The 14,673-nt window shown below is 45.4% G+C and carries 12 protein-coding genes; 5 read left to right on the top strand and 7 right to left on the bottom strand.

What is annotated here, in order from left to right; translation table 11 throughout:
- Positions 1-4: 4 nt before the first annotated feature.
- The 4 genes from rplS (at position 5) to tyrA (ending at position 4,192) form a co-directional block, all read left to right on the top strand.
- Entirely contained in the window at positions 5-364 is a 360-nt protein-coding gene (rplS, locus tag V1467_RS07835) for a 50S ribosomal protein L19 (RefSeq protein WP_416308667.1), read from the top strand.
- A gap of 180 nt (positions 365-544) precedes the next feature.
- Complete coding sequence (locus V1467_RS07840; RefSeq protein ID WP_416308237.1) at positions 545-1,552, top strand: SMP-30/gluconolactonase/LRE family protein; 1,008 nt, start codon at positions 545-547, stop codon at positions 1,550-1,552.
- A gap of 389 nt (positions 1,553-1,941) precedes the next feature.
- Positions 1,942-3,033 (top strand): 3-deoxy-7-phosphoheptulonate synthase, encoded by a 1,092-nt coding sequence (locus tag V1467_RS07845; protein ID WP_416308238.1) that lies wholly within the window; start codon positions 1,942-1,944, stop codon positions 3,031-3,033.
- A gap of 16 nt (positions 3,034-3,049) precedes the next feature.
- Complete coding sequence (gene tyrA, locus V1467_RS07850) at positions 3,050-4,192, top strand: bifunctional chorismate mutase/prephenate dehydrogenase (protein WP_416308239.1); 1,143 nt, start codon at positions 3,050-3,052, stop codon at positions 4,190-4,192.
- Between the two features lie 118 nt (positions 4,193-4,310).
- Here tyrA and pheA read toward each other — a convergent pair whose 3' ends face one another.
- A complete protein-coding gene (pheA, locus tag V1467_RS07855) occupies positions 4,311-5,510 on the bottom strand; it encodes a prephenate dehydratase (RefSeq protein WP_416308240.1) in 1,200 nt (399 codons plus the stop codon).
- 416 nt (positions 5,511-5,926) lie between these two features.
- Between pheA and V1467_RS07860 the strand changes: the two genes are divergently transcribed.
- Positions 5,927-6,388: a globin domain-containing protein gene (locus tag V1467_RS07860; protein WP_416308241.1), complete on the top strand. Its 462-nt coding sequence runs from the start codon at positions 5,927-5,929 to the stop codon at positions 6,386-6,388.
- A gap of 25 nt (positions 6,389-6,413) precedes the next feature.
- Here the strand turns inward: V1467_RS07860 and V1467_RS07865 are convergent, their stop codons facing one another.
- The 6 genes from V1467_RS07865 to V1467_RS07890 all read right to left on the bottom strand — a co-directional run bounded on the left by V1467_RS07865 (position 6,414) and on the right by V1467_RS07890 (position 14,499).
- On the bottom strand, positions 6,414-6,965 hold the full coding sequence (locus tag V1467_RS07865; protein WP_416308242.1) for a DUF6436 domain-containing protein: 552 nt from the start codon (positions 6,963-6,965) through the stop codon (positions 6,414-6,416).
- On the bottom strand, positions 6,949-8,415 hold the full coding sequence (locus tag V1467_RS07870) for a methyl-accepting chemotaxis protein (protein ID WP_416308243.1): 1,467 nt from the start codon (positions 8,413-8,415) through the stop codon (positions 6,949-6,951). The genes V1467_RS07865 and V1467_RS07870 overlap by 17 nt, the downstream gene beginning before the upstream one ends.
- 236 nt (positions 8,416-8,651) lie before the next feature.
- Positions 8,652-9,728, bottom strand: a complete 1,077-nt coding sequence (locus tag V1467_RS07875) for a tyrosine-protein phosphatase (RefSeq protein ID WP_416308244.1) — start codon at positions 9,726-9,728, stop codon at positions 8,652-8,654.
- A gap of 64 nt (positions 9,729-9,792) precedes the next feature.
- Positions 9,793-12,303 carry a TonB-dependent receptor gene (locus V1467_RS07880; protein ID WP_416308245.1) on the bottom strand — a complete coding sequence of 837 codons (2,511 nt, stop codon included), beginning with the start codon at positions 12,301-12,303 and terminating at the stop codon, positions 9,793-9,795.
- Between the two features lie 149 nt (positions 12,304-12,452).
- Positions 12,453-13,655, bottom strand: a complete 1,203-nt coding sequence (locus V1467_RS07885; protein ID WP_416308246.1) for a hypothetical protein — start codon at positions 13,653-13,655, stop codon at positions 12,453-12,455.
- Positions 13,645-14,499: a hypothetical protein gene (locus V1467_RS07890; protein WP_416308247.1), complete on the bottom strand. Its 855-nt coding sequence runs from the start codon at positions 14,497-14,499 to the stop codon at positions 13,645-13,647. Before V1467_RS07890 ends, V1467_RS07885 begins: the two co-directional genes overlap by 11 nt.
- Positions 14,500-14,673 lie beyond the last annotated feature (174 nt).

Consider the following 14,673-nt stretch of genomic DNA (forward strand, 5'->3'; position numbering starts at 1 on the left):
TATGATGAGTAAAGTCAGTCAAGATATCATCAAGCAAATTGAACAGGAACAGCTTAAAACTGACGTTCCTGCATTTGGCCCTGGTGATACAGTAGTAGTTCAAGTACGTGTAAAAGAAGGCGATAAAGAGCGTCTTCAGGCATACGAAGGTGTAGTGATTGCCAAGCGTAACCGTGGCTTACATTCCGCTTTTACTGTGCGTAAAATTTCTAACGGCGAAGGTGTTGAACGTGTTTTCCAAACGCACAGTCCGTCAGTCGCTTCTATTGAAGTGAAACGTCGTGGTGCAGTTCGTCGTGCTAAACTTTATTACTTGCGTGACCGTTCAGGTCGTTCTGCACGTATCAAAGAGAAGCTTAACTAAGATTAATTTTTCTGTGTTGACGTTAACTTATAAAAAAGCCCGCATTTGCGGGCTTTTTGCTGTTTTTGTACCAGAAAAACTGCCCCAGACTGCCTAAAAAGGCGCTGAAGGGCTAAGTTGGATGGTTTATGATAGGCAGCTATTGTTCGCATTGTTGTTATCAATCATTCAGGGAACCCAATGAATAAAAAACTTTCTATTTTAGCTTTTTGTGTTACTGCCGTTTTAGCCGGTTGCCAGGACAATGACGATAGCCTACAAACTCAAACATCTTCATCGTCGCCAAACGAGTTGGCAGCAACTGTCGAGTTACCGGCATTTTGTGCCGCAACTGCGCAGCAATCGCCGCTGTCAGCAGAGACAAAGGCGAGTCAAATTACCGATCAGTATGTATTTGTCGAAGGGCCGGTTTGGGACGATAAAAATCAGGTATTTTATTTTTCTGAAATGGATTTTGATGGTCCGCAAGATAGCGGGCCCCGTTCGATCATTCATCGCCTGAGATTACCCGATCAACTTGATGTGTTTATCGATAACAGCGGTAGTAACGGTATTGCCATTGATGGTCAGCGCTTGATCGCCACCACCCATGACAGCCAAACGGTCTCCAGTTATGATATCGCCAGCAAAAAACGCGATATTGTTGTCAGTGATTTTGAAGGCAAACATTTTAATTCACCCAACGATATTGCGGTTAGCGCCCGCGGTGACATGTATTTCACCGATCCTGACTGGCAATTGGGAACGAGACCTAAACAAACCGGAATGACAGGGGTTTACTGGCGAGATCGGCAAGGCGATGTGCATCTTGTTGATGGAGAACGTGGTAATCCCAATGGTATCAGTTTGTCGCCTGATCAAACCTTTTTATATGTCGGTGAAAATAATGGCACCATCAGTCGTTATCCCGTGAATCAGGACGGTAGTGTGGGGGAACGTGCCGATTTTGCGCATGTACCCGAGCCGGACGGAATGGCAGTGGATTGCGCCGGTAACATTTATATTGCCAGTCATGGACCGGGTAAATTGGTGATGTTATCGCCTGAAGGACAGCAATTAACCAGCATTGATATTGCGCCTAGAGCGACGAATGTCTCGTTTGGCGGAGCGGAACATAAAACCATTCTGGTGACCGCCGGTGGTGGGTTATATACCTTGCCAAGTCCGATTGCGGGTTTTCCCTATTAACTGACTTATTTTTATTGTTAGTGAAGCCGGATTGATTCCGGCTTTTTTGATCCTGTTACATCGAAAAAGTGCGTTACTGACTACTGCGTTTACATTTTCGTCGCAACAGGGACGAATTATTTTTGTATAAAAAACAAACTTGGCAGCGCAGTTAAAACCGGCCTAAAGTAGAGAATATGCAATATTTAGCAAGTTTTATAAAATAAGACTTGCGGTGTCATTAAGTAATTGTTAAAAAGTCAATCGTTTAAATGTATTTAATAATTTTATTGATTGTAAAATATTGTGTACAAAAAGAGAGCCGGATTCCTCCTATTAAGTTTTTAGAATGTTATTAGCGAAAGTAATCCTTTTTATCCCCCAATTATGTCATAAGCAGGTAGACCAAAATGTTAAAGGATTCCTTGAATAATCGTAATGTCAGCGCTGAACAGGTATTGATTACACCTGAGCAGTTGCAGCAGGAGTTACCGATTAATGAACACGCCTTACAGGAAATAAACCAGTCACGCCAAATTATCAGCGATATAATTCATCGTCGTGATCATCGGCTGTTGGTGGTCAGCGGACCATGCTCGATCCATGATATAGACGCAGCCAAAGAATATGCACTGAAACTGAAAAAGCTGCATGAAGAAACCAAAGACACCTTGTATATTGTGATGCGGGTGTATTTTGAAAAGCCCCGTACTACTGTCGGCTGGAAAGGCTTGATTAATGATCCTCATCTGGATGGTAGTTTCGATATTGAAACCGGCTTGCGTAAAGCCCGCGAATTACTGATCTGGTTGGCCGAACTGGAACTACCGGTGGCAACAGAGGCGCTGGATCCCATTAGTCCACAGTATCTGGCTGAACTGTTTAGCTGGGTAGCAATTGGTGCCCGTACCGCCGAATCTCAAACTCATCGCGAAATGGCCAGCGGATTGTCGATGCCTGTCGGTTTTAAAAACGGCACTGACGGTAGTCTGGATATTGCGGTTAACGCCTTGCGCTCGGCAGCAACCGGTCACAGTTTTATGGGGATTAACAAGCAAGGTCAGGTGGCGATGATCAGCACTCGTGGTAACCCTGACGGGCATGTTATTTTGCGTGGTGGTAAACAACCTAATTACGATTCAGTGTGTGTGGCCGATTGTGAAGATCAACTGCGTAACGCTAAATTGAGCGCAGGTCTGGTGGTGGATTGCAGTCATGCCAATTCCAGCAAGGATTATCGCCGTCAGCCTTTGGTGGCCGAAAACGTGGTCAACCAGATATTGGAAGGTAACCAGTCGATAATTGGTATTATGCTGGAAAGCCACTTAAAGGCGGGTAATCAGAGCACCGAGGGTAAAGCGGTGCATGAACTGGAATATGGCGTGTCAATTACCGATGGTTGTATTGATTGGGCGGCTACCGATAAATTACTTAAAGCGTCACGGGAAAAATTAATTACCGTGTTGCCATTAAGAATGAGTAAACTGCAAGCAATCGCATAGGGTCTGTTAATAAAATATGAGTGATGATTCACCGTCCATTGAGCAGTTACGACAGCAAATTGACCGACTGGACAGTCAAATGGTTGAACTGCTGGCACAAAGAGCTGAAGTCACGCGCCAGGTCGGTATCTGCAAAAGCAAGGTGGGCATGCCTATTTATGTACCAACCCGTGAGGCCGAGCTATTGGCTAAACGTCGGCAACAGGCCATCCAACAAGGCGTTTCACCCGATTTAGTCGAAGATATCCTGCGTCGGGTGATGCGTGAATCGTACCAGACCCAGAACGAACAATATGTTTGCACTAATCCTGATATTGGCAAAGTTGTTGTTATAGGTGGAGCAGGGGCGCTAGGTAAAGTGTTTGTGCAGATGTTTGAGCGCAGCGGTTATCCGGTCACCATATTGGAAAAGGATGACTGGCCCAATGCGGACCGCCTTATGGCTGATGCCGGATTGGTGATCGTGGCGGTACCTATTGCACTGACCGAAAAAATTATCAGCCAGTTGGCGAACTTGCCAGCTGATTGTATTTTGGCTGATATTACCAGTATCAAGCAAAAGCCTTATCAGGCGATGATGGATGTCCATCAAGGACCTGTGGTTGGGCTGCACCCAATGTTCGGCCCGGATGTATCCAGTCTGGTTAAACAAGTGGTGGTGGTCTGTCATGGTAAGCATACCGAATCTTATCAGTGGTTGCTGGAGCAGATGAAAATATGGGGAGCGTCCTTGTACGAAACCTCGGCGCAGGAGCATGATCATGCCATGGCTTTTATTCAGGTTATGCGCCATTTTTCCAGTTTTGTGTACGGCAATCATTTACGTGGCGAAGATCCGGATCTGCAGCAACTGATTGCGTTAAGTTCGCCCATCTACCGGTTGGAACTGGCGATGGTGGGAAGGTTGTTTGCTCAGGATCCGTCACTATATGCGGATATTATTTTTAATAATAAAGACAGTATTGAGTTACTAAAGCGGTTTCGGGACAGGTTTGATGGTGCGTTAAAGCTGGTTGAAAGTGGTGATAAAGCCGAATTTATCAAGCAGTTCTTTATGACGGGTAACTGGTTTGGTGACTATGCCAAGACATGCCTGAAGGACAGCAAGAAATTGCTGCTTAAAGCCGATGATGATCGCACCTTTGATGTCAATGAATAGACTGGGATAACGAATTTAGTCGATAAAGACGGGCAGCCAAAACTGCCCGTTTTTTTATTTATATATCCATGTCACCTCAAAAACTGCCGGATGGCTCGTTATTTTGAGGTGGCTATCGCTAGTCGTTTTCCCGTAAGGCATTGGCGGCCGCCACTTTAGTCGGGATCACTTCCTCGGTAGGATAGCAGCCCAACACCTTGAAGTATCGGGTAATGGCTTTGAGTTTATCCAGTGCTATCTGCATAGGGCCGTCCTGTACATTGCCTTCCACATCCAGATAAAACATTTCTTCCCAGGGATTACCGGTAATAGGGCGGGATTCCAGTTTCGTCATATTGATATTGTTGTCACGCAGTACGAGCAAAGTTTCAACCAGAGCACCGGGTTTTTGCACTGTTGACATCACCAAAGTCGTTTTAGCTGGCACTTGCAATGGCACTTTGACGGCCTTGCGAGCCACTACAATAAAGCGACTGTGGTTTTCTTTCTGGTTAGCCAGATTGGATTTAATCGCGTGCAAACCGTATAAACCTCCACCTGCTTCACTGCCGATGGCTGCCACCTTGCCGGACTGCAGTTCATTAACCTTGATCATCGCCGCCGAAGTGCTGTCACAGGTTTTCACTTCAATATTACTCAGTTCGGCAAGAAAATGGCTGCATTGAGCGAATACCTGCGGGTGCGCATACAAGGTCGTAATTTGGCTGATTTCGGTATCGGTACTGACCAGTAGCGCATGTTTTATCGGGTGGGTGAGCTCACCGATAATGGATAAACTGGTGTGCTGAAGCTGATCGTATACTTCGTTAATACTGCCCGAAGAGGTGTTTTCAATGGGCAATACTGCATAGTCGGCCTGATTGGACTCAACCTTATGGACAATTTCGTTAAAGCTCTGGCAGCCAATTTCCAGTAATTCACCGGGACGGCGGGAAAAGTATTTTTGGGTGGCTAGATAACTGTAGGAACCTTTGTTACCTAAAAATGCCACACGATTCAGCGGTTGACTATGTTCAGGATTGGCACGCTCAGCCAGCAAGGCCTGTTGATTAAGGACCGAATCCTCAATAATCACGTGAAACAATTGGGTGACATAATGTGCATCCAGACCGATTTTCTGGCCTTGCTTAATTAGTTTCACCAGTAGTTGTTCCTCGCGAAGCTGATCTCGTACCGGCTTGTCGGTTTTGATTTTCGCTTCAGCGACCTGATTGGTCAGTTGTCGCCGGGTTGAGAGTAACTGTAACAGTTGCTGATCGACCTGGGTAATCTGCTCGCGGATAGGAGCTAGTAAATCTTGATTGTCAGTCATGGACATCCTCTTTTTAGTACCGCCCAAAATAAAAAACCTCCCATTTGGGAGGTTGCGGAAACAGACACACACTTACCTCCTTAGGCGGATGGCATAAAAAATACAAAAGTGTGCATAAATAATGTTTTCATAACGGCAAATTTATGTCGTAGGCTGTTTGCTGTCAACTGCTAATTAAGGCTTAAAAGCAATAACTTAGGCCGTTTGCAAGATATCTGCGAATTTTGTCTACCTGAGCTGTCCATTCGACCAACTGCGATTGTTATCAGGTCCATTTTGGATGAGATTCAAACAACTATTTTAAATAGCTAATTTAAACATAAAAAATTGCGTATTTGGGTGTTGTGAATTATACCAATAGGCAGATTGAGCCCAATACATTTGGGCAGGCTGCATGATATAAAACCGCTCTATTTAAAAATTTGGCTGCGTCTGCGCAGAGGTTAATTCAGGGAGTTATTTCAATTAACGCACAACTACATCTAACTGAGCATGAAAAGCAGATAATTATTGCTTCATTCAAGCTTATCAAGGAAAGAAAAACGTCTCTGGCTAAACGTTTTTATGAATGTTTATTCGAGTTTTCTCCCTTGCTTAAACCCATGTTTACCCAACCATTTGAACTGCAACAAAAACATTTTGATAAGGTAATCAGTGACGCGGTGAACAATGTCAACCAGTTCGACAACCTACTGCCCGAATTGCAAGAGCTTGGCGACAAGCACCGTGGTAAAGGCATTATTGACGAACACTTTATTTTAGTGAAATCGGCTTTCTTGCTGGCGCTGCAAAATATCCTCAATATTCAATACACAGAAGATATAGGTAATGCCTGGGGGAAATATATTGATCAAATCAGCAATGTGATTAAGCAAAGGATATAGATGTAAATTGCTGCTTATGTTGCTATCAGTCCTGACGCAATGCGGAGGTTTGGCAATAGCATCCCACTGCGTCGCGATGAATCAGTTTTGGGTTAAATCCCAGCCGATAATTTTGTAATACGGTATCGACGAGACTGTTGTTGGCCGAACAGTCCAAGCCGGTGGAGTAGGGACCAAAATAAACCAGCTGGCTGTTGTTTCCGACAATCATGATTGCCGGAGTGGCCGGAACCATAGTCGATAGCTCATGGTTGACCCACTTATGTAAAATAGTAAAGCTGTCTTTGGAAGCCAGTAAATCTATAGCGTAGGTATGTTCACTACTGTAAGTTGAACAACGGCAGTTTCGCTGACGGAAATGAATTATGCTATTGCTGAGCTGATCGGGATGAAGTTGTAACAGATGTGCAATATTAGCGACGAATATTGCACTATCTGCATTGGCGAGCTTGCCATCAGGATCAAACTCAACCAGTCTGAGTTTTATAAAATAACAGGCGCCGATAACGACGCTGGTTAGCCATACAACAAATAATAAATAATGCCATCGAGGTAAGGGACTATTTAAAGTTGGCAATGTTGTGTTCCAATGCCTGCACTCCTTTACTGATGCTGTGAGCTTCTTCTACCAGCAAGCTCAGTTTTTGAATATCGTCACCGACCATATCCCTCATTTTATCGGTGCTTTTAGCGATATTATCCATGGCGTCTGTCTGTTCTTTCAAGGCACTTTCGACGCTGGTTGCAATTGTATTCGAGTCTGATACCAGTATGGCTGTCTGCTGCATATGTTCGCGAGCCTGTTCAGTGACATCGATAATAATATTAACTGCGCTAATACAATCGGCCATCGATTTAGTCGAGTTTTTGGAACAACTATCCAGCTGTTTGAGGGTTACCGCAATTTTGTCGGTACTGACTTTGGTGCGATTGGCCAACGCCCGGACCTCATCCGCTACCACAGCAAAACCACGGCCCTGTTCTCCGGCTCGGGCGGCTTCAATGGCGGCATTTAATGCCAATAAATTGGTTTGTTCGGCAATTCCGCTAATTTCGGATAATAGTCCATTAATTTCGGTACTGGAGTGGGCAAGTTCATCGATGCTCTGGCTAGTCTGATTGAGGGTATCGACCAGTTCGAGATTTTTGTTTTTGACATTGGCAACTTGCTGGGTGGTGTCCAGCGTCAAGCTATTGGCTTGCTGCATTTTTTCACTTAACTCGGAGGTATTGTTGGAAATTGATGAAATGGTGACCGACATCTGTTCGGCGGCGGTGGCGATCGCGCCGGTTTCTTGCTGTTGCTCCTGTGCCGAGTGTTCCAGCACGTCCTTGGCACTGAGCAGGTGCTCAGCGTTGGTATTAAGTTGATTAGCCTGTTGTTTGGCGCCACTGATTACCTCATCCAGCAATGCCAGCAACTGATTGAAATGTTTGAGCACAGGCCGGTGTTCTGATTGGGTACGCAGTTTTAAATCAATAGCGTTGGGGTTTGAGGTCAGTGTTTCGGTAACAGACGACAGCTGTTGACCAACAATGCTGTCTTCATAAAGACTGCGGGCGATAAAACCCACAATGGCGGCTTCTACCAGTGCATAGACGGCGTGAATAATCACGGTGGAAAACATCAGGCGGCTTTCGTCAAAAATATACACACCGGTATTATTCAGTTGTAAAAAATAAAATGACAAATGGTGCACAGCAACCAGGGTGACGGCCGACAGGAAAATCCGCCAGTCTTTGAAAATAAGCAAGAAAGCCATCAAGATAAATATCTCGAAATGCACTTCAATCAAGCCGTTGGTTTGGTGAATATGCAAACAGGCAAATACCATTGCCGCCAAAGCACAGGTGTGCCGAAACAAAGGAGAATCGCCGGAACTTTTCAGCATCACTAGCGGCACTACGAGGGTCGGTAACCCAATAAAAAAGGTTTCCAGAAAGGTATTATGAATAAACGCCAGAGCAAGCGTTTCAATAAAAAGAATAATAAACAAATATGAAAACAATTGGTTGGTTTTGCTCATACTGACATCCTAAAAGCGTGTTCTACCGTTGTAATATGGCTCGGTAGTATTAGTTTTAATCACAGCTAATATACACAAAGCGTTAACAGTTTGCTTTTGTTATGTCGGCCATTAGGTCAATGTAATGAGAAAAATTACAGGATTGCAGGTAAACATATTAATGCCGGTTGCTGAAAATAGAAGGGGGCACCGTCGCAGTCAAAATAGTCCACCTGCCGAAGCAGGTGGTGACAATATTAGTTCAGATATTTTTGGCGTAAAACGCTGATATCCTTATCGCTGACGTCAAGTTCTTGCTGGATATACTGCAAGATAGAGCCATGCTGGCTTTCCATTTTACTGATAGCCGCTTCGATTAAAGGTTGAGTGACCCCCATCAGCGGTTGCACGACATCAGCTGGTAGGCTGGCAAACATCTGCATCATGGCGGCCATCTTGGGATCCATCTGTTCATTGTTTTTCGGCATCAGAGCGTGAGGATCAAGATACTGGTTGGTGGCCATATAGTCATCGATAGCCGTTTGTTTATCCACGCCCAATGCAGTTAACACTAATAGTGCGCTGATACCGGTACGGTCTTTCCCGGCGGTACAGTGAAAAAGTAAACCGTCGTTACTGTTTACCAACGCATCAAACATCGCGGTGTAGTTTTGCTTTTGATCTTCAAGAATTCTGGGGTACATCTGCGCCATCATGTTTTCCATCATCTGTTTATTCAGATCCGGACGCCTTAGCAATGCGCCAATTTGGCTCATATCAAAATCCATTTCGTAATCTTTTTGGATTACGTCAATGGCAGAAGCGCGCCAGTCGGTTACTTCACTACTGCGCTCGGAGTTAGTGCGAAAATCCACCACGGTTTTTATATCCAGTTCGTTAATGAACTGGTAATCCTGATCGGTTAAGCCGGCCAAAACGCCAGAGCGATAGATTTTGCCCCATTTTACCGTTTTGCCGTCGGTGGTTTGATAGCCGCCGAGATCACGAAAGTTGCGTCCTCCTTCAAGCGGCAGCAATCGTGTGGCTAAAGTGATATTGTCGCCTTCAGTATTACTCAGTGAAAAATAGTGGCGATGATTATCTTCAGCTGGCCAGTTGAAACGCAACAGTGAACTTTGTTTAACCAGCGTAGTGGTCTGAGCCGCCTGTTCCACCTCAGTGACTTTAACCGTAACCGGACTGCTGGATTGCCAGGTCAGTTGATACTGGCCGTTGTGATATTCAACGTTGCCATTTAGGCTGCCTGCAAGAGCAACACTCGGTCCTAGCAGACCAAACAAGGCTGTTGCTAAAATGGTTTTGTTTGTTTGCATGATACTTTCCTTTTATAAATAACTTGCCAGAAGGCCGCCATAACGGCGGCTCTATAAATTGGACTTAGAAGTTAACCCGCATACCCGCCATAAAACGGCGACCGTAGCGTTCAATCTGGTTAGGTGTGGCTTCGGTACCTGAATAACGAATATCGATTTCGTCAGTCAGGTTATTGGCGTTGGCGTAAAAGCTGACATCAGCCCCGGCAATGGGGTCTGGCAGGGTATAGCTGACAGACAAGTCGAGACGTTTCTGCGCATTCCAGTATTCACCCATCGAATCATTTTCGGTGGTGGACAACCAGTCATCACGGAATTGGTAGTTTAAGCGGATGGACAGACTGTCATTTTCGTAAAATATCGAGGTGTTATAGATTAGATCCGAGGTGCCGGGCAGACTGAAAGTGGTGCCACTTAAGGTCGTCATTTCACTGTCTAGCAGGGTCAGGTTAAAGTTAAAACCAAATCCGTCCAGTTGTTGGCTGATAAAATCAGATGCCTGGGCTATCAGGTTAAATTCCAGGCCCTGAAAAAAACCGTCTTTGCCGTTAACAAAACCGGTATATTCCCATTGCTGGCCAGCAAATTCAGGTACATAAAAACCGGCATCAATATCAGAGGTGTCAGCATAAATAACATTGTCGATATGCCGGTAGAATGCACTCAGTGCAATTAAACTGGCGTTGCCGGCATACCATTCCAGCGATACATCTCCGCCGTAGGCTTTTTCAGCTTCCAGACTTGGGTTACCCCCGCTGATCGTTTGTTCGGTGGTATCAACACTCGCCGAAGCGCGCCATTCGTTATATGACGGGCGACTGATCCCGGTAGTCAGCGATGCACGTAATTTCATGTCATCAGCTAAATCGACATTCAGATGGGCGCTGGGTAAGACATTAGTAAAGCTGTCGCTTTGCTCTCCTTCCGGTCCGATGCTGGCGTAATCGGTATTTTCGATTCGCACACCGGTAACCAGTGATCCCCAGGCAAAATCCGTGGTTAACATGCCATAAGCAACGGCAATATTTTCGTCGATTCTGATTGCGTTGGCAGCGCTTGGATTAGCCGTTATCCCACCGGAGGCCTGTTCTAGAGCCTGGCGCAAACCTTTATTGTCAAAATAAGTGCCGTTGATACTGTTGGTAAAATCGGTCTCCCAGGGAGTATCGGTAACATAGTCTGCCGGATCGACTCCCCACAGATGATATTGGGGTGAGCCATCAGAGCCATCACCTTCAGCTGAACGGGTATCATACATCGCCCCCACTTTTAGCTGACCAGACAGGTTGCCCAGTTTTACGTCTTTTTGACCATCTATTTTATATTTCCATGAATCAATTTTTAGGGTTGAGTCATACATAATAAAAAGATTTAAGGCGTAGTTATCAATGTCGGTGGCTTTGCCATTAGTTGTATCCAGCGTGACGATAGGATCGTTAATATCACTCAAGTCATAACTGGCAAAGACAGAGCCGCCAGCACCATAGGGAAGAGGTAAAAACATTTTACTTTCGGTCCGGGTGTAGTTGACTCGCCCTTCAATCAGCCAGTCACTCAATTGCAGATCTGTGCCTAAGGTATTGGTAAAGGTGGAATTTTCATACAATCCATCTTCCAGCATCCGGCTTACAATTGCCAAGCCACTGCCTGTTGCCCCGGGGGAGACGGTTGTGCCCATCGCACCAGCACCATCAGCAAAACTGAATACAAACTGGTTACGTTCTTCGTGATCCTGGAATTCGCTATACAAGGTGCTAAAGAAAAAGCGATCCATATTGTTACCGGGACGATATTCAAAGCGGCCGCCATAGGCCATATCTTCACGCAAAACCTTATAGCTGCGTATATCCATTTCGTTCACCACTAACTCACCGTTTTGTTGTTCCAAGTCCATTTCACGGTTGTCGGTGGTTTGTTCGCGACTGTTTTTTGAGCCAAATAAAGTAATACCCAGGTTGTCATTTGACCAGGAAGTGCGTAGCGACAATTTGTCGATATCACCGCCACCTAACTTTTGCTGTCCATAACCGACATCGGCAGCGAGTGAGATGCCTTGGGTATCAAAAGGGTTAAAGGTGTCAATATTGATAAAGCCGGCCACTGATTCACCGGGCATATCGGCGGTAATCGCCTTGTTGGCTTCAATCTTACGAGTAATAACGGCTGGAAAACTGTCAAAACGTGGCACTCGACCATTTTCAGCGCCTGGAATAGTCATCCCGTCAACTGCTAAAGTGGTGTAACGAAAAGGGGTGCCACGGAAGTTAATATAACGAGCCTGACCCTGATCACGTTCAATTGCTAATCCCGGAATACGGCCCAGAGAATCGGCCAGGTTCTGGTCAGGAAAACGGCCAATGGTATCGGCTGATACCACATCAACGTAGTTATTGGCTTGTCTTTTGGCATCAATAGCGGCTTTTTGACTGTCGCGGATTGGAGAGGCAGTTGCAATAACCTCTTCTATAACTCTTTCGTCTGGTTGTTGTTGAGTTTCATCAGCCTGGCTGCAAAAACTGCTGCCAGCAAGAACTAACAATATTCCACAAGTCACTTTGTTGTTCGCAAATTCCACTATGGTTTACTCCTAAATTGTGTGAAGCGGATAAGGTAATGAATCTGTTGGGGGTGATAGTGGAGGGAAAATATTTCAGTCTGGTTAAAAGGATATCTTTAGCCAAAAAGAGATATCTCTAAAATAATTAACCTTTATATTTCAGTGATTTACTGTTGTGCTAAAAGTTGTTGAGGTAATGTGACGGCTTCTGCGGCAAGACTCAGACGATAGCGATACCGGCCACTTTTAAGATCGCGTTCGGTATCAAACAGGTAATCTTCTGCCAGCGATTCGCCTAGCAGGGCGATGAGTTCCGCTTTGAGCTTGTTACGGTTTTGATCAAGAATTTTGGCGCGCAATCCGTGTTCGAGTAAGTCATTGAGCGCTTTGCTATGACCGCCAGCATTGCGCATGAGTGTGATTAACATGTCGGCAGCGGTTTTATCTGCACGATTGACCGAAGGATTAAGCTGCCAGCCGTCGCCCTGATGCCTTAAACAGGCATACCACAGATAATAAAAATAAGGCGTTTTCATGAGCTTGATGCTCAGTCCTTGCACCTTGATGTGCCCTGGAGTTTGGCTAAAGCTCAGTTGAGCGGGAGCGAGTGCGACGTCAAGCGCCTGCTGCTTTGAATAGTGGAATTTATCTGTGGCGAGCATAAACCAGTCAAGTTGTTTGGACGTTAACGCAGCGACTTGCGGCCGCATGGTCCAGTTGGACAGGGCGGGAATGTCCTGCCCATGCGCCGCTAATAAATGCTCGAATAACAAGTGCTGTGTGGCATTACCTTGCTGCAGCAGCCGGGCCCAATAATGTGCCTGCAGGTTGGACATATGCGGTTGTATACTTTGCCTTATTCGTTGACCACTGGCGGACAGCGGTACAGGCAACAGATGATAGAAAAACAGTAATGCGGCGGCAAATCCTGCAGGGTAAATAACAGCAACCGGCCAGTTAGTCTGGCAACTGACAGCAATAAAGGTCTGCTTTTTTAGTTTACCTAACGACCATTTAATACTGATTTGGTTAAACCCGGCAGTATCGTCAACGCCAGCCATTAGCTCAATGACGTTGCCATGGCATAGATTAAACACCGGTAACTGGTTTTGGACCTTTAAGTTAACCAGATCGCGATTAATATTATGCTGTATTAACTGAACAATTGGGCCGTCATCATTGCTGTAGTACAGCGCATTTTGGAGTTTGGTGGGGAGTTGCTGCTGCAAGCTTTGGGTTAGTGAATGGTTAAGTGTGGCTCGAGCTACGCTCCAGCAACTTAACATAAATAATAAACTCAGTCCGAGCCAAAGCAGCAACATTTGCTGTTTGCCAGTCAGATAGCGGATTGGAAATGAATTAACTGGCATCACAGTGGATGTCTATATCTGGTTGGATATGGGTGTTTAGCAATGTTTCCTGATAGGTTTCCATCACCCGAACCAGCGCGCAGTCAACCGCCGGTGGGTGACTTTTGCGAATAAATAGTGAAGCAGCGTTGACTTTATCGCTGATCAATAATCCAGATATGGGGGCGTCGATTTCCCGTTGTAACCAGTCTCCGCCGGTCATCAGATCAATCTCACCTGTGGCAAAGGCCTGGTACAGGTTTCTGGCATCATCGAAGGCGATTAGCTGTTGGTCGGATAGTTGAATATTGGCGTCTTTTAATGACATTAATGGCAGCAAGTGGTGAGTTTGGCTGAGTCTGTCGGTTAATATCCCTACACGTTTATTCTCGAAGTAGGCCTGCTCCAAAATGGGAGTCTGACCTTTGCTGAACCAGTAAACCTTGTAGTTATCAAATGCCATCAGCAATTGGTAATAATGCTGGTACCCCGGCACTAGTCCGCGCAGGGCGTTTTCTCTACTCCAGATCAAATCATAATTTTCATTTACCACTTCGGTCGGGGATAACAGCCAGCGCGGCTTCCATGAAATAGTCACGCCAGAATAGTGTTCTGCCATCACCGGTGAGCGGCATAAACGTTGCGCAATACGATCAACGTATAACGAGGACACTGTCAAAAAGCGGAAACGCGGATTATTCGATTGTTTGTCCTGCATATCACATTGATAGTGATAGTAATCGCTTAAGTTAACCGAACTGGCTTGCTGGGGGACAAACACCAGCATGGTAGAGACAATCAGTATGGTTAAAAAACACAGACCAAATCGGTAGCCCTGTCTGGATGTAAACAACCGCCACAACATGTAAAAAGCCGGTAATTAATGCAGTTGATCCAGTATATGGCAGTTTTATGTCAAAAATATTAAAGGGATGAATACAGTGTTGACTGTAGCCCGCCACAATGACGTCGATGGTTATTTTGCCTGGCAGATAAAAGTAGGGAAGAGGGGGATGTTCGGTTAAGCAAAAATAAATAA

It is taken from the genome of Neptunicella plasticusilytica (assembly GCF_047922965.1).
Taxonomy (GTDB): Bacteria; Pseudomonadota; Gammaproteobacteria; order Enterobacterales; family Alteromonadaceae; genus Neptunicella; species Neptunicella plasticusilytica.

Coding starts and splice junctions, on each gene's coding strand:
- V1467_RS07870 (WP_416308243.1), bottom strand. CDS start 8,415: ATGAGCAAAACCAACCAATTGTTTTCATATTTGTTTATTATTCTTTTT.
- V1467_RS07875 (WP_416308244.1), bottom strand. CDS start 9,728: ATGCAAACAAACAAAACCATTTTAGCAACAGCCTTGTTTGGTCTGCTA.
- tyrA (WP_416308239.1), top strand. CDS start 3,050: ATGAGTGATGATTCACCGTCCATTGAGCAGTTACGACAGCAAATTGAC.
- rplS (WP_416308667.1), top strand. CDS start 5: ATGAGTAAAGTCAGTCAAGATATCATCAAGCAAATTGAACAGGAACAG.
- V1467_RS07845 (WP_416308238.1), top strand. CDS start 1,942: ATGTTAAAGGATTCCTTGAATAATCGTAATGTCAGCGCTGAACAGGTA.
- V1467_RS07885 (WP_416308246.1), bottom strand. CDS start 13,655: ATGCCAGTTAATTCATTTCCAATCCGCTATCTGACTGGCAAACAGCAA.
- pheA (WP_416308240.1), bottom strand. CDS start 5,510: ATGTCCATGACTGACAATCAAGATTTACTAGCTCCTATCCGCGAGCAG.
- V1467_RS07890 (WP_416308247.1), bottom strand. CDS start 14,499: ATGTTGTGGCGGTTGTTTACATCCAGACAGGGCTACCGATTTGGTCTG.
- V1467_RS07840 (WP_416308237.1), top strand. CDS start 545: ATGAATAAAAAACTTTCTATTTTAGCTTTTTGTGTTACTGCCGTTTTA.